This window comes from Escherichia sp. E4736 (genome assembly GCF_005781225.1).
In the GTDB taxonomy this organism is placed as follows: Bacteria; Pseudomonadota; Gammaproteobacteria; order Enterobacterales; family Enterobacteriaceae; genus Escherichia.
In genome coordinates this window covers 64,966-81,915 of record NZ_VATT01000006.1, presented here as the reverse complement: position 1 = coordinate 81,915, position 16,950 = coordinate 64,966, and the positions used below count along the sequence as shown (strand labels likewise).

Sequence of the window (16,950 nt, the reverse complement as noted above, 5' to 3'; positions counted from 1 at the left end):
TATTCCTCATGTGTAGGGTATTGTTGTTATGCGCTTTGATGATGTCGGGTACGGTATTTATCGATCAGCACCGCAATGATGATCACCGCCCCTTTGATCACCAGTTGCCAGAAGTAAGAGACGCCCATTAGGGTCATGCCGTTGTTTAGCGTGGCGATAATCAGCGCCCCAACCAGCGTGCCGGTGATGGTGCCGATACCACCGACAAAACTGGTGCCGCCGAGGATCACCGCCGCAATGGCATCCAGTTCGTACCCCATGCCTAAGTTGCCGTTGGCGCTGTACAGCCGCGAGGCGCTCATAATCCCGCCAAGCCCTGAAAGCAGGCCGCTCATGCCATAAACAAACAGCAGCACCAGCCAGACCTTAATGCCGGTAAGACGCGCTGCCTGCATATTGCCGCCGACGGCGTAGATATGAACGCCAAGCGTGGTGCGGCGCAGAATAAACCAGCACAGCACAATCACTGCGAGGGCAATCACCACCAGCCACGGGACAGGCCCAAGATAGTTATTACCTATCCACTCGAAATTAATGTTGGAGTTGATGACCGTGGTGCCGTCCGCCAGCAGATACGCCGCCCCGCGTAGCGCCGTATAGGTGCCGAGCGTGACGATAAACGGTGGCAATCCGGCAAAGGCCACCAGCGCGCCGTTGAACAACCCCAGCAGCAGGCCGAGCATCAGCGCCGCTGGAATCGACAGCATGGCGAACTCCGGGCTAAGGGAGACGACCATCGCCGCTACCGCCGTGGTGCCGAGAATTGAACCTACAGAAAGGTCGATCCCGCCAGTCAAAATGATGAAGGTCATCCCCGCCGCCAGCACAATGTTGATCGATGCCTGGCGGGTAATATTTAGCAGGTTGCTTTCGGTAAAAAAGTTTGGCGCGATAAAGCCAAATACCGCCACGATCAGAATTAAAATGGGCAAAATGCCGACCGTTTGCATCAGATCGCTCATCAGCATTTTTTTGGCAGAGGTCTTTACAGAGGTCGTCATGAGGGCACCGCCTGGGAATGGGCGTCGTTGACGCCAGTCGCTAAGGTCATAATGTTTTCCTGGGTGATGTTTTTGCCGTTTAACTCACCGGCAATGCTGCCTTCGCGCATCACATAAACGCGATCGCTCATGCCGACTATCTCCGGCAGTTCGCTGGAGATCATCAGTATCGCCACGCCTTTGCGCGCCATCTCGTTCATGATCCGGTAGATCTCGCTTTTTGCGCCGACATCCACACCACGCGTGGGTTCATCGAGCAGTAAAATGCGCGGGCCAATCGCCACCCAGCGGGAGATCAACAGCTTTTGCTGATTGCCGCCCGAAAGCCCGCCCGCTCGCACCTGGGCATGAGGCACGCGGATGTTGAGCAACTTGATGGCGTCATCGGAGATGGTTTGTGCTTTTTTGCGATTGAGCATTCCCCAGCTGGCATCGCGCTCCAGGGTTGCCATGGTGATGTTTTCGGCTGCCGCCATTTCAAGGAACAAGCCTTGTTCTTTGCGATTTTCGGTGAGAAAACCAATGCCAAGATCGATGGCCTCACGCGGGGAGTGGATCACCACCGGTTCGCCATCGACTTCAATCATTCCGCCCGTCGCTTTACGTACGCCGAAGATCAACTGCGCCAGCTCTGAACGTCCGGCTCCTACCAGCCCGGCGAGGCCGACAATTTCGCCGGAACGCACCAGCAGGCTACTCGGCTGGACTTTGCCACCGTCGGTCAGGTGGTGAACATTCAGGCGGGCTTTGCCGAGCGGGATATCGCGCTCTTTATTGAACAGATCGCTCAGTGGCCTGCCGACCATCATCCGTACCAGTTCAGCGGCGTTGAGGTTATCGCGGGTCAGGCTGCCAACGTATTGCCCGTCGCGCAGCACGCTGACGCGATCGGAAAGCTCATACACTTCTGCCATGCGGTGGCTGATATAGATAATCGCCATCCCTTCATCGCGCAGCCGCATAATCAATTCAAACAGGCGGTGAGTTTCACGCGAGGAGAGGGCGGCGGTGGGTTCGTCCATCACCAGAATGCGGCTGTTGCGATGCAGCGCGCGGGCGATTTCGACCTGTTGTTGCTCGGCAATGGTCAGCGTCATGACTTTATCGCTGGCGTTAAACTGCGCGCCGAGGCGGTCGATCACTTTTTGCGCCTGCACCAGCATCTCTTTGCGCTGCACCAGCCCGCCGTGGGAAAGCTCGCTGCCGAGGAAAATATTTTCTGCCACCGTCAGATTCGGTGCCAGCTGCATCTCCTGATAAATCAGCGTAATACCGGCGCTTAAGGCATCTTTTGGTGTGCGAATGTGAAAGGGCTTGCCGTCAATCAGGATCTCGCCGCTGGTGGCGGTATAAGCCCCCGCCAGCACCTTCATCAGCGTGCTTTTTCCCGCGCCGTTTTCCCCCATCAGAGCATGGATCTCGCCTGGGTAGACCGTCAAATCCACCCCTTTGAGCGCATAAAATTTGCCAAAAGCTTTGGCAATATTGCGCATCTCCAGAACCGGCGTGCTGTTCATGGTGGACTCCTGCGAGGTTGTCGATATCAGCACTCCATCACAGGAAAGTAAATGCAAAATGTCAGAAGCCGTTCATATTTGTCATATTGCGATTTTTCTTTACGGAGCGTGATATGGCGCACCCCGGACGTCACTTTTTTGCCAGCGCGCGCGGGCGATTGCTGCTTTTAAATTTGCTGGTGGTGGCGGTGACGCTGATGGTCAGCGGCGTGGCGGTAATGGGTTTTCGTCATGCCAGCCAGATGCAGGAGCAGGTGCAGCAGCAAACGGTGGATGATATGACCGGCAGCCTGAATCTGGCGCGCGACACGGCAAACGTGGCGACGGCGGCGGTGCGATTGTCACAGGTGGTGGGGGCGCTGGAATATAAAGGTGAAGCCGAGCGATTGCAGGAGACACAGCGGGCGTTAAAAATCTCGCTTGAGCAACTGGCGGACGCGCCTTTAGCGCAGCAGGACGCCGGGCTGGTGACGCGAATCATCACGCGTAGTAACGAACTGCAAACCAGCGTCGGCGGAATGCTGGAGCGCGGGCAAAGGCGGCATCTGGAGCGTAACGCGCTGTTAAGTTCGCTATATCAAAACTTAAGTTATCTGCGACATTTGCAAAAAGTCACTCACGCGGAAGATGACATTTTGCTTAACGAGATGAACCGACTGATTGTTGCCGCTATTGCCACGTCCGCGCCGCAGGCGATTATTCATCAACTGGTCGGGGTGATGTCTGCATTACCGACCCACAGCGATACGCCATTGGTTAATACGCTACTCACTGATTTCAATGATGAACTGCGCAAGCTGGCGCCGCTTTCTGCCGCTCTCGAGCAAAGCGATCTGGCGATTAGCTGGTATATGTTCCACATCAAAGCGCTGGTGGCGATCCTCAATAGTGACATTAACCGTTACGCCGAACAGGTGGCGACGCTCTCCGGTCAGCGGGTGGCGCAAAGTTACCAGGATCTGCGCTCTGGCGAGAGGGTGATCATGATTTTCGCCCTGTTAGCGGTGGTGATCACCGCGTTTGCAGGCTGGTATATCTATCGCAATCTCGGCTCTAACCTGACGGCGATTTCCCGCGCCATGAGCCGCCTGGCGCACGGCGAAGCGGACGTCACTTTTCCGGCGTTACAGCGGCGCGATGAGTTGGGTGAACTGGCGCGTGCCTTTAACGTCTTCGCCCGCAATACCGCATCACTCGAACGAACCTCACGGTTGTTGAAAGAGAAAACCACGCAGATGGAGATTGCCCAAACCGAGCGGCAGGGGCTGGAAGAGGCGCTATTGCACAGCCAGAAGTTGAAAGCGGTCGGGCAACTGACGGGCGGGCTGGCGCATGATTTTAATAATCTACTTGCAGTGATTATCGGCAGCCTGGAGCTGGTGAACACGGACTCGCCCGACGCGCCGCGAATACAGCGGGCGCTGCAAGCCGCCGAACGTGGGGCGCTACTGACCCAGCGGCTACTGGCGTTTTCTCGCAAGCAGTCCTTACATCCGCAAGCCGTTGAACTAAAAACTCTGCTGGAAGAGTTAAGCGAATTAATGCGCCACTCCTTACCGGCAACCCTGGCGCTGGAGATTGAAGCGCAGTCTCCGGCGTGGCCCGCGTGGATTGACGTCAGCCAGCTGGAAAACGCCATCATCAATCTGGTAGTGAACGCCCGCGATGCGATGGAAGGGCAGACGGGAATCATCAAAATTCGCACCTGGAATCAGCGTGTCACCCGCAGCAGTGGGCAGCGACAGGACATGGTGGCGCTGGAGGTCATCGATCATGGCAGCGGCATGTCGCAGGCGGTGAAAAGCCAGGTGTTCGAGCCGTTCTTTACCACCAAACAGACGGGCAGTGGCAGCGGGCTGGGCTTGTCGATGGTCTATGGGTTCGTGCGCCAGTCCGGCGGGCGCGTGGAAATTGAAAGCGCGCCGGGGCAAGGAACAACGGTCAGATTACAGCTTCCCCGCGCGCTGACGGCGGCGAAAAACCTATCGCCAGCGGTGGTAGAGCAGACAGCCGTCAGCGGCGATAAACTGGTGTTAGTGCTGGAAGATGAAGCCGCGGTGCGCCAGACCATCTGCGAGCAGTTGCACCTGCTGGGCTATTTGACGCTGGAAGCGAGCAGCGGCGAACAGGCGCTGGACCTGCTGGCGGCATCAGCAGAAATCGATATTTTTATCAGTGACTTAATGCTCCCCGGCGGCATGAGCGGCGCAGAAGTGGTCAATGCGGCCCGCAAACTTTACCCGCACCTGACGCTGCTACTCATCAGTGGTCAGGATTTACGCCCCAGCCATAACCCCGCGCTGCCCGATGTGGCACTACTGCGCAAACCTTTTACCCGCGCGCAGCTGGCACAGGCGCTGGGGCAAATTGAGGGATGATTTTCAGAATTTATCAAGAGGCCTGAAGCAAACGTGCTGCTATTGTGAGCAATTCTGTTCTGAATGGGATATAAAAGGAATTATGCCAGTACTGACAAGAGGCGATTCACATATGATCGTGATGCCAACCACCTATAGCCCTATGACGGTTGCTCGTTCTTTTCGCGTGGTGGAAGAGATCGAGCTTTCTGGACGTCTGTTACAGGTAATTTATGACAAGCAGACGCCAAGAGCGGCCATCATTGAAGCGGACATTGAAGTTTTTGCAGGCGTGCCGCGTCATCGGGTACTTGCCGCTCTCGATCTGCAGCGTAAAAAAGAGTTCGGCAGCGATATCATTGCCGTTGAACGCTGGTGGGAAGACTCGGATCTGGTACAGGTGGAAGGTATTTGTGTCTCTCCTGGTGAGCGCGATAAGGGGCTGGCAACTCGGCTGTATGAAGCGCTAATTCTGCAATGCGGTATCACGCTAATCAGCGATTTTGATCAATATGATGGCGGGAAGATGCTCTGGCAGAAGATCGCGCGCGAGTCCGATCAGATTTCCGTGTTTGTATTAGACACTGAACAAGGGGCATTTTGGCCTTACGATGGCACGAAAGTGATCTACGATGGCGGTTGCATTCCGGAAGAGCGTATCTGGAGTATTTCACCGGATCAAAAATGTCATGGCATTGTGCTGGTGGCGGAAAATAAACAGCGAGCTAACCAGCTAATGGAAGAGTCTGCGCCTTACCGAATTTGAGATTACTCCGCTACTCCGCTACTCCGCTCATTCACACTCAACTAACGTTAAGCCAGTCCATTGCAGAGACTGGCTTATGAAACCTTACTCCACGCTCTTTCTTTTCACCCTGCTCACGCTGTCCACCGTTCCGGCCCAGGCCGATATTATCGACGACACCATTGGCAATATTCAGCAGGCGATTAACGACGCTTATAACCCTGACCGTGGGCGAGACTATGAAGATTCGCGCGACGACGGCTGGCAGCGTCAAGTGAGCGACGATCGGCGCAGACAATATGACGACCGCCACCGCCAGTTTGAAGATCGCCGCAGGCAGCTGGACGATCGCCAGCGCCAGCTTGATCGGGAGCGTCGGCAACTGGAAGATGAAGAGCGGAGAATGGAAGATGAGTATGGGCGGTGAGGGGGCCAGTGCGCACATTCTCCCCATCACGCTACCCCAATCTCCATCCCATCAAACCCCGCCTCAAATCCCGACGGCAGCGCGTTCTCCATCAGCCACGCATCAAACTGGTGGCTGATGTGCGTCAGAATCACGCGCGGCGAGCGGATAACTTCATTCAGCGCCAGCACGGTGTTTAAATCGCAGTGATTACGCGGCGCATCCTCGCGCGGCGGGTGGCTGCAATCAATCACCATCACTTGCGGCTGGTTATTGCGTAAAAATTTCAGCGTTTTTTCCGGCAGGCCAGCGGTGTCAGACAGCCACGCCACCCGGCTATGTGCCGTTTCCAGTAAATAGCCGAAAGTGAGTTTTGAGTGGTTGAGCGGCAGGGGCGTGACCTGCACCCCCTGCAAATCAAACACTACAAACGGTTCCACCGTGTGGCTGAAATCAAGCAGGCCCGGATGTTTAAACAGATCGTCGCAACCCTGTCCATCCGGCGGGCCGTAAACCGGGATCGGATCGCCAACGCCCCAGCGCAGCGGAAACAGCCCCTGCACGTGATCCATATGATAATGCGTCAGCAAAAACTGCTGGAACGATCCGGGTGACCAGCGATCGGCGAGATCGTGCCGCCCGGCGTCGATCAGGGTGACAGCCTCGTTAAACTTCACCACGCCGCTGCATGGCTGGCGGCGATACTGCGGTGAGCGCCGGGCTCTGACGCAGGCCGCGCACTCACAGCCCCATGCCGGAACGCCCTGTGCGCCGCCAGTGCCGGTGAGCGTGAGAGTCAGGCTCATGTTACAGCACCTTCGTGAAGCGGAAATGGCTCTGCTCGTAGCCTTCGCGCAGATAGAAACGGTGCGCGTCGTGGCGCTTCACGTTGGTGGAAAGCTCGGTCATTTCGGCCCCGGCCTGGCGGGCTTCTTCTTCTGCCCATGCCAGCAACTTGCTACCCACGTTCAAACCGCGCGCCTGCGGCATCACCACCAGTTCCTGAATTTCGCCGATCCAGTTGACATGATGCAGATGAAACTGCAAATGCAGGCCGATCATGCCGACAACTTCGCCATCCAGCAGCGCCAGATGGTAGCGCATATTCGGGTCGCGCAGGTTGGCGTTAAAGCCCACGCGAAACGCGTGATGGTCAAACTCCGCCTGTTTTAGCTCACAAATCAGCGCGTAAACCGCGTCGGTATCGTACTGCGTGGCCGGGCGAAGCTCACAAGCAGGCATGGTGTTTCTCCTTCTGATGGATCAGCGTCAGCAGCGTGTCGACCGACTGGCGCAGGCTGCCGTCATTGTTGAGCGTATGGCAATCCTGCGGAGTATAGCGGGCGGCGCGCGCCAGCCGGGCGTTAATTTCACTGGGGTTTTCACGCCCACGGTTTTCCAGGCGCTGGCGGAGGATCTCCGGCGAAACCTGTAAACAAATGGGCAGCAGCGCCGATTGATAGCGCGCCCGCGCCTGCGGCAAATGCGCGCGTGAGCCGTTGACTACCACGTCGAATCCAGCGTGCAGCCAGAGGTCAATCTCGATGCCGACGCCATAATACAGACCGTTAGCGTGCCAGCTTAAGGCCAACAGATTTTGCCCCGCGCGGGTAAAAAACTCCTGCTCGCTCAGGGCGATATGGTTTTCGCTTCCGGCACAGGCATCGCGCGTGATGTAGCGATGTGCCACCAGTAACTGCACCTGTTCCCGCTGGCGCAGCGCCGCCAGCAGGCTGTCTTTCCCGGAGCCGGAAGGCCCCATCAACCAGATTAGCTTTCCCATCATCAGAACACCCTTTTACCCTGACGCCAGACGTGGTCGATATGAATATGATTGCCCTTGCGATGCGCCAGCACCAGGTCGGCGCGTTTGCCCTCGCCAATCACCCCGCGATCCTGAAGATTCAGCGCCTGGGCCGGATTTTTGGTCACCAGCTTCACCGCCTGCGGCAGCGTAAAGCGGTTGCTCTGGTCATCGGCGACGCGAAATGCCGCATCCAGCAGGCTGGCGGGGTAGTAGTCGGAAGAGAGGATATCCAGCAGGTCAAGCTGCGCCAGTTCACTTGCCGCCACGTTGCCGGAGTGCGAGCCGCCACGCACGATATTCGGCGCGCCCATCAGCACGTTCATGCCATGCTTACGCGAGGCTTCCGCTGCTTCAAACGTGGTGGGAAATTCGGCGATCACGCTGCCAAGCTGGTGGGATTCGGCAACGTGGGCGTGCGTGGCGTCATCGTGGCTGGCAAGCGCAATCTGGCGTGTGCGGCAGATCGCGGCAATGGTTTCGCGATTCGGCTGCGACCAGCGTGCGGCGAGCGCCAGTTGTTCCTCTTCGTACTGTTGCATCTGCGCATCGGTGAGCGAGTATTTGCCCTGATAATATTCGCGATACTTCTCGCGGTTGGCGAACTGGCGCTGGCCGGGTGAGTGGTCCATCAACGACACCAGCGTGACTGGCTCGCGCTGCACCAGTTTTTCAAACAGCGGCAGCGTGGTGTGATGCGGCAGTTCGCAGCGCAGGTGCAGACGGTGCTCGGCGCGGTTGACGCCGCGTTTCTGCGTCTCTTCGATGGCGTTGATCATCTTCTCCAGATTCTCCAGCCGATCGCCGCCGTCGCGCACATCACCAATCGCCACGGCGTCCAGCACGGTGGTGATGCCGCTCGCCACCATCAGCGCGTCGTGGCTGCTCATCGCCGAGTGGGCAGGCCAGTCAACTTTCGGGCGCGGGGTGAAGAATTTATCGAGGTTATCGGTATGCAGCTCAATCAGCCCCGGCAGCAGCCAGCCGCCTTCGCCGTCCATCGCGTCCGGCAGGCGGCTCTGGCTTTCGGCAAAGGCGCGGATTTCGCCGTCCTGCATCTCCAGCGAACCGTGCACCACTTCGTTTTCCAGCACCAGTTTGACGTTATTGATAATCATGCAGAGGCTCCCATTGGGTGCAGGCGGTCGGCGACGTCATTGCGTACGGCTTCATCATGGAAGATGCCGACGATGGCCGCGCCACGGGCTTTGGCTTCGCGAATCAGCTCGACTACGGCGGCGCTGTTTTTGGCGTCCAGCGAGGCGGTGGGTTCGTCGAGCAGCAGAATGGGGTAGTCGACGATAAAGCCACGGGCAATGTTGACGCGCTGCTGTTCGCCGCCGGAGAAGGTTGATGGCGCAAGGTGCCACAGGCGTTCCGGTACGTTCAGGCGCGTGAGCAGACGCGCGGCTTTAGCGGCGCAGGCTTCACGCGGAACGCCAGTATCGAGCAGCGGCTGCATCACCACTTCCAGCGCCGAAATACGCGGGATGACGCGCAGAAACTGGCTCACCCAGCCGACGGTGGTTTTGCGGATTTCCACCACTTTGCGCGCTGGTGCAGTGACCAGGTCTACCCATTCGTCACCGTGTTTGATCTGGATTTGCCCTTCGTCGGGCAGATAGTTGGCGTACAGCGAGCGCAGCAGGGTTGATTTGCCGCTGCCGGAGTGGCCGTGGAGCACCACGCATTCGCCCGCGTTGACGGTGAGCGAGGCGCGTTGTAAGACGGGCAGGCGCACGCCGTTTTGCTGGTGCAGGATGAAGGTTTTACTGACGTTTTGTACGTTAATCATTTTTCGCCTCGTGGTTCGGGTGTCGGATGCGACGCTGATGCGTCTTATCCGACCTACGGGGAGCGCATTTGTAGGCCAGATAAGGCGTTTACGCCGCATCCGGCACCGGCTCAATTCTGCAAAACCGATGACACCAGCAGTTGGGTATACGGGTGATGCGGGTCGTCGAGCACACGGTCGGTTAACCCACTCTCCACCACTTGCCCCTGCTTCATCACCAGCAAACGGTCCGCCAGCAGGCGGGCGACGCCCAGATCGTGGGTGACAATTACCACTGCCAGATTCAGCTCCACCACCAGGCTGCGCAGCAGATCGAGCAGGCGTGCCTGTACCGACACATCCAGCCCGCCGGTCGGTTCATCCATAAACACCAGCTTCGGATGCGTCACCAGGTTACGGGCGATCTGCAAACGTTGCTGCATGCCGCCGGAAAAGGTGGTCGGCAGGTCGTCGATCCGGTTAGCGGGAATCTCCACCTCTTCCAGCCATTTCTGCGCGGTGGCGCGAATGTCGCCGTAATGACGCGCCCCGGTCGCCATCAGCCGCTCGCCGATATTGCCGCCTGCCGACACCTGGCGGCGCAGGCCGTCGAGCGGATGCTGATGCACCACGCCCCATTCGGTGCGCAGCAGGCGACGGCGGTCGGCTTCGCTCATGCCATAGAGGGAACGGTTCTCGTTGTAAATCTCCCCCTGCTGCGGCGTCAGACGGGCGGAGATTGATTTCAGCAGCGTGGTCTTCCCGGAGCCGGATTCCCCGACAATGCCCAGCACCTCCCCCGGCCATAAATCAAAAGAGACATCGCTGAAGCCTTTGCCCGGCGCGTAAAGATGAGTCAGGTTATTGACCGAAAGTAACGGTTGATTCATTGGCTTTTCGCCTCGCTCTGTTGGCGGCAATAATCGGTATCGGAGCAGACAAACATGCGGTTTCCGGCGTCATCCAGCACCACTTCATCAAGATAGCTGTGGGTCGATCCGCAGATGGCGCACGGCTCATCCCACTGCTGGACGGTGAACGGGTGATCGTCGAAATCGAGGCTTTCCACGCGGGTAAACGGCGGCACCGCATAGATGCGCTTTTCGCGCCCCGCGCCGAACAGTTGCAGGGCGGGCATCATGTCCATTTTTGGGTTATCGAATTTCGGGATCGGCGACGGGTCCATCACGTAGCGTCCGTTCACTTTCACCGGATAGGCATAGGTGGTGGCGATATGACCGAAGCGGGCGATATCTTCATACAGCTTCACCTGCATCACGCCGTACTCCTCCAGCGCGTGCATGGTGCGGGTCTCCGTTTCGCGCGGCTCGATAAAGCGCAGCGGTTCCGGGATCGGCACCTGGAAGATAACTATCTGATCTTCGGTAAGCGGCGTCTCGGGGATGCGGTGACGCGTCTGGATGACCGTGGCATCGTCCGTGCGTTCGGTGGTGTTCACCCCGGTCACGCGCTTAAAGAAGTTGCGGATCGACACGGCGTTGGTGGTGTCGTCTGCGCCCTGGTCAATCACCTTCAACACGTCGCTTTCGCCAATCACGCTGGCGGTGAGCTGTATGCCGCCGGTTCCCCAGCCGTATGGCATTGGCATCTCGCGCCCGCCAAACGGCACCTGATAGCCGGGGATCGCCACCGCTTTTAAGATGGCGCGGCGGATCATGCGTTTGGTCTGCTCGTCGAGGTACGCAAAGTTGTAGCCGCTCAGATTAGCCATGGTTCTGCTCCTGTTGCAGACGTTTGAGTAGCTCCAGTTCGGCCTGGAAATCGACGTAGTGCGGGAGTTTGAGGTGCGAGACAAAGCCTGCGGCTTCGACGTTGTCGGCATGCGCCAGCACGAACTCTTCATCCTGCGCCGGGCCTGTCGCGTGCTCGCCGTATTCCGGGGCTTGCAGAGCGCGGTCAATCAGCGCCATCGCCATCGCTTTGCGCTCGCTCATGCCGAACACCAGCCCGTAGCCGCGCGTGAAGTGCGGCGGCTCATCCGGCGGGTCGATAAAACCGTTGACCATTTCGCATTCAGTCATCAGCAGTTCGCCGACGTTCACCGCAAATCCCAGCTCTTCCGGCACAATCGACACGTCGATGTAACCACTGCGGATTTCACCCGCGAACGGGTGATTGCGCCCGTAACCGCGTTGGGTGGAGTAGGCCAGCGCCAGCAAATAGCCTTCGTCGCCGCGCATCAACTGCTGCAAACGGGAAGAACGTGAGCAGGGGTAAACCGGCGGCGTGCGGGTGATGTCATCCGGCTGTGCGCCGCTATCCTCTTCAAACTTCGCCAGCCCCTGACGCGCCAGCAGGCTGAAAACGTGCGGCGACGGCTGTTGTTCGCTGTCGGCGGTGGTCAGCGTTGGCGCTTCGCCGTTTGCCAGCAGGGTGAAATCGAGCAGGCGATGGGTGTAGTCGTAGGTTGGGCCAAGCAACTGGCCGCCGGGAATATCTTTATAAACCGCTGAAATACGCCGTTCGAGACGCATCTCGGTGGTGTCGAGCGGCTCGCTTACCGCGAGCTTCGCCAGCGTGGTGCGGTAGGCGCGCAGCAGGAAAATTGCTTCGACGTTATCGCCGCTGGCCTGTTTCAGCGCCAGCGCCGCCAGTTCGCGGTCGGCAATGCCGCCTTCGGTCATCACGCGATCCACCGCGAGGTTAAGCTGCTGTTCAATCTGGGCGACGCTCAGTTCAGGCAAATCGGTATCGCCCCGGCGTCGGCTTTCTTGCAGGGCGTGGGCGGCGTCGATCGCCTTTTCGCCCCCTTTCACGGCAACGTACATCAGCACACCTCCACATGAGTGGTTCGCGGGATAGCCAGCAGGCGCTCGCCGCAGGTCAGGATCAGGTCGATGCCGAGCGGGAACGGGTGCGGGCGCTCGGTGAGTTCGTGCAGAATGCACTCCGGTAGCTGCGGGGCGATCATTCGTTCTTCGGCAATACCCGCGCCGGTTAGACGCAACATGCGCCCGCCGCTCAGGCTGGCGACCTGTAAAATCAGCGTCGCGCCCGCTTCTGGTGCAACGGCGGTGCCGGTGGAAAGGGCGTTGAGCTGTTCGCTGGAAATCGCCTCATCCGTCACCGCGAAGGTCGCCTGTTCCGGCTGATTGACCAGCGGCGCGTTGGTATGAAAACGCAGGCTCTGGCTGACGATATCGTTACTTAATGGCTGGGAAAGCCACACCGGCGTGTCGTTATCGGCCAGCGTCAGCAGCACGCTGGTGGTGGCGATATTCAGCGGTTGCCAGCCGCGTTTGAGCTGATGCAGGGCGACAATCACGCCCGGCTCGCTCATGGCCTTTAACAGGCGACGAAAACTGTGCTGGGCATCCTGCACGGGAAGCATAAAAGCGGTTTCCAGGGTCATGCGTTGTCTCCGCGAACCATCGTAAAGAAGTCGACCCGGCTGGCGTTCACTTCGGCCTGACGTGCGGCAATGCGTGCCATACGGTCAGCGTCCAGCGGGGCAATAAGGGTTTCTGATAAGTTTTGAAAATGGCGGGTTTGCTGCATCAGTGCGTCAATCAGCGCACAGCGTTCGGCGTGCTGTTTGTCGCGCCCCAGCACCCAGCTGTAGCCGAGCGTGCCGTCAGTCAGGCGTACGGCGGCGCGGGTGAGCGTGGCGTCGCCAGCAAAAAAGCGTTCGCCGGTGCCGCCCATCCGCGCCTGAATCTGCACCAGACCGGTTTCAGCGGTGCGAATCACTTCATAGTCGGCGGTGATGTTCAGCGCTTTCAGGCGGGCTGCCAGTTCAGCCGGTTGGCTGTGCGCCAGCACGGACATCCAGTGCTGGCGGGTCGCGGTATCTGCGTGCATTCAGTGCTCCATAGTGAATTCAATCATGTCGGCGCGCGTCAGGCTGACGGAGTACTCCGCCGGGCTGCTTTCACCGTCACGGTGGTTAAGGGTGCGCACGCACAGCAGCGGCGACATATTCGGGATTTCAAGACGCTGGCACTCTTTGGCTTGGGCGCGGCGGGCGCTGATCCGCGTCTGGCTGCGGCGCAGCGCAATCCCCGTTTGCTCGCGCAGAAAATCGTGCAGCGAGCCGCTGTCGAAGCGTTGCAGCGTCGACCAGAGGGTGAGGTCCGCGAAGTAGTGGTCGATCAAACAGAGCGCGACGCCGTTGACCCGACGCAGGGTGCGCAGGTGGATGACGTTCTCCCCCTCGGTTATCCCCAGCGCGTCAGCGACGTGACCGGAGGCGGGGCGCAGCACCGACAGCAGTTTTTCGCTGGTGGGGTGGCTGCCCTGGTCCAGCAGGTTCTGGCTAAAACGCGCCTGGGCGTTGAGCGGGTAATCGAACGGGCGCATCAGCACCAGCACGCCGACGCCCTGACGGCGCTGTACCCAGCCTTTCTCCACCAGTTGGTCGATGGCGCGGCGCAAGGTGTGGCGGTTCACCTCAAAGCGTGCCGCCAGTTGATGCTCCGCGGGGAGATAGTCACCGCAGCGGTAGTGTTGACGAAGCTCCTGCTCAAGTTTTGCGGCTATCTCCTGATAGCGTGTCGGGTAGCTGGTCGGATGTGTAGACAAGTGCATAGATATCAATGCCTCGCTAATCAGATAAAGTGCTTACGCAACCGTTGAGAGAGGAAATCCAGCAGGCTGACCGTGACGATAATCAGCACCATCAGGGCGCAGGTTTGCTGGAACTGGAAACCGCGAATCGCTTCCCACAGCGTGACGCCGATCCCGCCCGCGCCGACCATGCCGACGACGGTCGCCGAGCGGACGTTGGATTCGAAGCGATAGAGGGAGTAGGAAATCAGCAGTGGCATCACCTGTGGCAGTACGCCGTAGAGGATCTCTTCGAGCTTGTTGGCGCCAGTGGCGCGAATGCCTTCCACCGGGCCGGGTTCAATCGCTTCCACTGCTTCGGAAAGCAGTTTGGAGAGCACGCCGGTGGTGTGGATAAACAGCGCCAGCACGCCAGCGAACGGACCGAGGCCGACGGCGACCACGAACAGCATGGCGAAGACCATTTCGTTAATGGCGCGGCAGGCGTCCATCAGGCGGCGCGTGGGCTGGTAAACCCACCAGGGCACCAGATTTTCGGCGCTCATCAGACCGAAGGGAATGGAGAGAATGATGGCCAGCGCAGTTCCCCAGACGGCGATTTGCAGCGTGACGGCCATTTCGGTGAGGTAATCCTGCCACTGGCTGAAATCGGGCGGGAAGAAGTCGGCGGCGAAAGTCGCCATGTTGCCGCCATCTTTAATCAGCGTGAGCGGGGCCATTTCCGCGCCCTGCCACGAGACGACCAGCACGGCGAGAACAACGGCCCAGCTCAGAAGCGAGAACCAGCTGCGCTTGGGTGGGGCGATGGTGATGGTTTGCATGTTTGGCTCCGTTTAATGTTTTCTCCCTCTCCCTGTGGGAGAGGGGACCGATCGAGCACATTACTGCACCGCTTTACTCACCGAACTCATCGCGCTTAACGCGTTGTTCAGGCGGTCCAGGTCATCCAGCTGTGCCTGAATCTCGGTGGTTTTCGCCAGCTTGTCCTGCTCATTCAGTCCTTTATTGCCTTTTACGCCCTGCATCTCTTTAAACAGCGCGAGCTGGCGAATGGGTACCAGTTGCAGGTCGCTGGAGGCGCGGAACGGCGCCCAGCCCAGACGCTCCAGCACCGCTTTCTCTTCCGGCGTTTTGCCGTAGTTCATAAAGAAGTCGTAGATCTTGTCTTTGGTGGTTTCGGACAGATTTTTGCGCCAGACGATCGGATCGCCTGGGATCAGAGGCGACTTCCAGATCACTTTCAGTTCTTTCAGCTTCTCTGGTGCGGAGGTTTTCAGCTTGTCGAGGTTTTCAGTGTTGTTGGTGGCAACATCCACCTGTTTGTTGGCGACGGCGAGGGCGTTGGTTTCATGCCCGGCGTTGACCGTGCGCTTAAAGTCGCTGGCGGAGATATTGTTTTTGGCAAAGACGTAGTAACCGGGGACGAGGAAGCCAGAGGTGGAGTTAGGATCGCCATTGCCGAAGGTGAGATCTTTCCGCTTTGCCAACAGATCGTTCAGGTTGTTGATCGGGCTGTCTTTGTTGACGATCAATACGCTCCAGTAACCCGGCGATCCATCCGCCGCAACCGTCTGGGCGAAGACCTGGCCGTTGGCGCGATCCACCGCTTCCATCGCCGACAGGTTGCCGTACCAGGCGATATCCACTTTGTTGAAGCGCATTCCCTGGATAATGCCCGCGTAGTCCGGGGCAAAGAAGGCGTTGACCTTCACGCCCAGCTTCTTTTCCATATCCTGTAAGAACGGCGTCCATTGCGGTTTCAGGTTTTGCTGTGATTCCGTTGAAATAATGCCGAAATTCAGCGCCTTTTCCTGCTCTTCGGCGTGTGCCGGGCTTAACAGGGTGCTGAGGCTGAACATGCTGGTGAAGGCCAGCGAGGCAATTATCTTAGCGTTCATTCGTTTTCCTCAATGATGGGGATGTCAGGCAGCTTTCGCGTTCTCTTCGATGCGATTAATGCTGCGGTAGAGATGGTCAAAACGTTCGTTATCAAACTGTTGGCTGCTGCCGTCGTAGAAGACGTGCCCCTGGCGCAGGGCGACGATGCGTTCGCAGTAGCGCAGGGCGTAATCCACCTGATGCAGCGTGACGACCACGGTGATGCCGTCGTTCTGGTTGATGTCGCGCAGGGTGTCCATCACGATGCGCGCTGATTCCGGGTCCAGCGAGGCGATCGGTTCGTCCGCCAGAATTACCTTCGCCTGCTGCATCAGCGCACGGGCAATCGCCACACGTTGCTGCTGGCCGCCGGAGAGGGTGGAAACGCGCTGATGAGCAAAGTGCACCATGCCAACGCGGGTCAGCGCCTGTAACGCGCGCTGTTTCTGCTCGCCGGTGAACCAGCTAAAACAGGTGCGCCAGAACGGCGTGCTGCCGAGCGCGCCAATCAGCACGTTCTCCAGTACGCTCAGGCGATTCACCAGGTTGAATTGTTGGAAGATGTAGCCGGTATGGGCGCGGCTTTTGCGGATATCGCGCGCCAGACGGCCTTCGCGCTGGACAGTGCGGCCCAGCAGCTCGATATGGCTACCGACAGATTTATCGCCGGTAATCAAACCGCTTAAGTGACGTAAAAGGGTGGATTTGCCGGAACCCGACGGCCCAAGCAGAGCCACCATTTCACCATGATGAATGTTCAGATCAACCGCGTGCAGCGCCTGATGCTGATTGAAGGTTTTGGCGAGCTTCTCGACACGGATAATCGTTTGCATGATGCAGCCTCCCTAAAAAAGTGGCTCCATCGTGGCGGATTATTGTGACGATTTGGTTAATTAAAAGTGACTAACAGATGAAGAGTTAACGGGAATTCGATGACAGTG

General features: G+C 58.5%; 19 protein-coding genes. 3 read left to right on the top strand and 16 right to left on the bottom strand.

The window, feature by feature from the left end; all coding sequences use genetic code 11:
* Positions 1-26: 26 nt before the first annotated feature.
* The gene (locus FEK46_RS04495; RefSeq protein WP_135560219.1) at positions 27-1,001 is read right to left on the bottom strand and encodes a ribose ABC transporter permease; all 975 of its coding nucleotides are present in this window, start codon (positions 999-1,001) and stop codon (positions 27-29) included.
* Entirely contained in the window at positions 998-2,518 is a 1,521-nt protein-coding gene (locus tag FEK46_RS04490) for a sugar ABC transporter ATP-binding protein (RefSeq protein WP_130205869.1), read from the bottom strand. Before FEK46_RS04490 ends, FEK46_RS04495 begins: the two co-directional genes overlap by 4 nt.
* A 113-nt stretch (positions 2,519-2,631) precedes the next feature.
* Here FEK46_RS04490 and FEK46_RS04480 point away from each other — a divergent pair, with 113 nt between their 5' ends.
* From FEK46_RS04480 to yjdP, 3 genes are all read left to right on the top strand, one after another.
* The gene (locus tag FEK46_RS04480; protein WP_135560218.1) at positions 2,632-4,896 is read left to right on the top strand and encodes a hybrid sensor histidine kinase/response regulator; all 2,265 of its coding nucleotides are present in this window, start codon (positions 2,632-2,634) and stop codon (positions 4,894-4,896) included.
* 112 nt (positions 4,897-5,008) lie between these two features.
* Positions 5,009-5,641, top strand: coding sequence for a GNAT family N-acetyltransferase (locus FEK46_RS04475; protein WP_130206094.1), 633 nt, complete (start codon positions 5,009-5,011; stop codon positions 5,639-5,641).
* Positions 5,642-5,717: 76 nt separating this feature from the next.
* Positions 5,718-6,047, top strand: coding sequence for a DDRRRQL repeat protein YjdP (yjdP, locus tag FEK46_RS04470; RefSeq protein ID WP_130205873.1), 330 nt, complete (start codon positions 5,718-5,720; stop codon positions 6,045-6,047).
* Between the two features lie 26 nt (positions 6,048-6,073).
* Here the strand turns inward: yjdP and phnP are convergent, their stop codons facing one another.
* The 14 genes from phnP to phnC all read right to left on the bottom strand — a co-directional run bounded on the left by phnP (position 6,074) and on the right by phnC (position 16,842).
* Positions 6,074-6,832, bottom strand: a complete 759-nt coding sequence (gene phnP, locus FEK46_RS04465; RefSeq protein ID WP_135560217.1) for a phosphonate metabolism protein PhnP — start codon at positions 6,830-6,832, stop codon at positions 6,074-6,076.
* 1 nt (position 6,833) lies between these two features.
* A complete protein-coding gene (gene phnO / locus FEK46_RS04460; RefSeq protein WP_001110491.1) occupies positions 6,834-7,268 on the bottom strand; it encodes an aminoalkylphosphonate N-acetyltransferase in 435 nt (144 codons plus the stop codon).
* Positions 7,255-7,812, bottom strand: coding sequence for a ribose 1,5-bisphosphokinase (gene phnN / locus FEK46_RS04455; RefSeq protein ID WP_135560216.1), 558 nt, complete (start codon positions 7,810-7,812; stop codon positions 7,255-7,257). Before phnN ends, phnO begins: the two co-directional genes overlap by 14 nt.
* Positions 7,812-8,948, bottom strand: coding sequence for an alpha-D-ribose 1-methylphosphonate 5-triphosphate diphosphatase (phnM, locus tag FEK46_RS04450; protein ID WP_135560215.1), 1,137 nt, complete (start codon positions 8,946-8,948; stop codon positions 7,812-7,814). Before phnM ends, phnN begins: the two co-directional genes overlap by 1 nt.
* Positions 8,945-9,625 carry a phosphonate C-P lyase system protein PhnL gene (gene phnL / locus FEK46_RS04445; protein WP_000611425.1) on the bottom strand — a complete coding sequence of 227 codons (681 nt, stop codon included), beginning with the start codon at positions 9,623-9,625 and terminating at the stop codon, positions 8,945-8,947. The genes phnM and phnL overlap by 4 nt, the downstream gene beginning before the upstream one ends.
* Before the next feature lie 110 nt (positions 9,626-9,735).
* Positions 9,736-10,494: a phosphonate C-P lyase system protein PhnK gene (phnK, locus tag FEK46_RS04440; protein WP_135560214.1), complete on the bottom strand. Its 759-nt coding sequence runs from the start codon at positions 10,492-10,494 to the stop codon at positions 9,736-9,738.
* Positions 10,491-11,336 carry an alpha-D-ribose 1-methylphosphonate 5-phosphate C-P-lyase PhnJ gene (phnJ, locus tag FEK46_RS04435; protein ID WP_135560213.1) on the bottom strand — a complete coding sequence of 282 codons (846 nt, stop codon included), beginning with the start codon at positions 11,334-11,336 and terminating at the stop codon, positions 10,491-10,493. The genes phnK and phnJ overlap by 4 nt, the downstream gene beginning before the upstream one ends.
* Positions 11,329-12,393 (bottom strand): alpha-D-ribose 1-methylphosphonate 5-triphosphate synthase subunit PhnI, encoded by a 1,065-nt coding sequence (gene phnI / locus FEK46_RS04430; protein ID WP_135560212.1) that lies wholly within the window; start codon positions 12,391-12,393, stop codon positions 11,329-11,331. The genes phnJ and phnI overlap by 8 nt, the downstream gene beginning before the upstream one ends.
* The gene (gene phnH / locus FEK46_RS04425) at positions 12,393-12,977 is read right to left on the bottom strand and encodes a phosphonate C-P lyase system protein PhnH (protein WP_135560211.1); all 585 of its coding nucleotides are present in this window, start codon (positions 12,975-12,977) and stop codon (positions 12,393-12,395) included. Before phnH ends, phnI begins: the two co-directional genes overlap by 1 nt.
* A complete protein-coding gene (gene phnG, locus FEK46_RS04420; protein WP_135410847.1) occupies positions 12,974-13,426 on the bottom strand; it encodes a phosphonate C-P lyase system protein PhnG in 453 nt (150 codons plus the stop codon). The genes phnH and phnG overlap by 4 nt, the downstream gene beginning before the upstream one ends.
* Positions 13,427-14,152: a phosphonate metabolism transcriptional regulator PhnF gene (gene phnF, locus FEK46_RS04415; protein WP_135560210.1), complete on the bottom strand. Its 726-nt coding sequence runs from the start codon at positions 14,150-14,152 to the stop codon at positions 13,427-13,429. It abuts the gene before it with no gap.
* A 20-nt stretch (positions 14,153-14,172) separates the two neighbouring features.
* Positions 14,173-14,952, bottom strand: a complete 780-nt coding sequence (gene phnE, locus FEK46_RS04410; protein ID WP_135410848.1) for a phosphonate ABC transporter, permease protein PhnE — start codon at positions 14,950-14,952, stop codon at positions 14,173-14,175.
* Positions 14,953-15,012: 60 nt separating this feature from the next.
* Positions 15,013-16,029, bottom strand: a complete 1,017-nt coding sequence (gene phnD, locus FEK46_RS04405; RefSeq protein WP_000991997.1) for a phosphonate ABC transporter substrate-binding protein — start codon at positions 16,027-16,029, stop codon at positions 15,013-15,015.
* A gap of 24 nt (positions 16,030-16,053) precedes the next feature.
* Positions 16,054-16,842: a phosphonate ABC transporter ATP-binding protein gene (gene phnC, locus FEK46_RS04400; RefSeq protein ID WP_001193408.1), complete on the bottom strand. Its 789-nt coding sequence runs from the start codon at positions 16,840-16,842 to the stop codon at positions 16,054-16,056.
* Between the last annotated feature and the right edge of the window lie 108 nt (positions 16,843-16,950).

Bases quoted from the DNA above. Each gene is read 5' to 3' on its own strand.
- phnC (WP_001193408.1), bottom strand. From the start codon at position 16,842: ATGCAAACGATTATCCGTGTCGAGAAGCTCGCCAAAACCTTCAATCAG.
- phnF (WP_135560210.1), bottom strand. From the start codon at position 14,152: ATGCACTTGTCTACACATCCGACCAGCTACCCGACACGCTATCAGGAG.
- FEK46_RS04490 (WP_130205869.1), bottom strand. From the start codon at position 2,518: ATGAACAGCACGCCGGTTCTGGAGATGCGCAATATTGCCAAAGCTTTT.
- FEK46_RS04480 (WP_135560218.1), top strand. From the start codon at position 2,632: ATGGCGCACCCCGGACGTCACTTTTTTGCCAGCGCGCGCGGGCGATTG.
- yjdP (WP_130205873.1), top strand. From the start codon at position 5,718: ATGAAACCTTACTCCACGCTCTTTCTTTTCACCCTGCTCACGCTGTCC.
- phnD (WP_000991997.1), bottom strand. From the start codon at position 16,029: ATGAACGCTAAGATAATTGCCTCGCTGGCCTTCACCAGCATGTTCAGC.
- phnO (WP_001110491.1), bottom strand. From the start codon at position 7,268: ATGCCTGCTTGTGAGCTTCGCCCGGCCACGCAGTACGATACCGACGCG.
- phnE (WP_135410848.1), bottom strand. From the start codon at position 14,952: ATGCAAACCATCACCATCGCCCCACCCAAGCGCAGCTGGTTCTCGCTT.
- phnI (WP_135560212.1), bottom strand. From the start codon at position 12,393: ATGTACGTTGCCGTGAAAGGGGGCGAAAAGGCGATCGACGCCGCCCAC.
- phnK (WP_135560214.1), bottom strand. From the start codon at position 10,494: ATGAATCAACCGTTACTTTCGGTCAATAACCTGACTCATCTTTACGCG.
- FEK46_RS04495 (WP_135560219.1), bottom strand. From the start codon at position 1,001: ATGACGACCTCTGTAAAGACCTCTGCCAAAAAAATGCTGATGAGCGAT.
- phnG (WP_135410847.1), bottom strand. From the start codon at position 13,426: ATGCACGCAGATACCGCGACCCGCCAGCACTGGATGTCCGTGCTGGCG.
- phnJ (WP_135560213.1), bottom strand. From the start codon at position 11,336: ATGGCTAATCTGAGCGGCTACAACTTTGCGTACCTCGACGAGCAGACC.
- phnH (WP_135560211.1), bottom strand. From the start codon at position 12,977: ATGACCCTGGAAACCGCTTTTATGCTTCCCGTGCAGGATGCCCAGCAC.
- phnL (WP_000611425.1), bottom strand. From the start codon at position 9,625: ATGATTAACGTACAAAACGTCAGTAAAACCTTCATCCTGCACCAGCAA.
- phnP (WP_135560217.1), bottom strand. From the start codon at position 6,832: ATGAGCCTGACTCTCACGCTCACCGGCACTGGCGGCGCACAGGGCGTT.
- phnM (WP_135560215.1), bottom strand. From the start codon at position 8,948: ATGATTATCAATAACGTCAAACTGGTGCTGGAAAACGAAGTGGTGCAC.
- phnN (WP_135560216.1), bottom strand. From the start codon at position 7,812: ATGATGGGAAAGCTAATCTGGTTGATGGGGCCTTCCGGCTCCGGGAAA.
- FEK46_RS04475 (WP_130206094.1), top strand. From the start codon at position 5,009: ATGATCGTGATGCCAACCACCTATAGCCCTATGACGGTTGCTCGTTCT.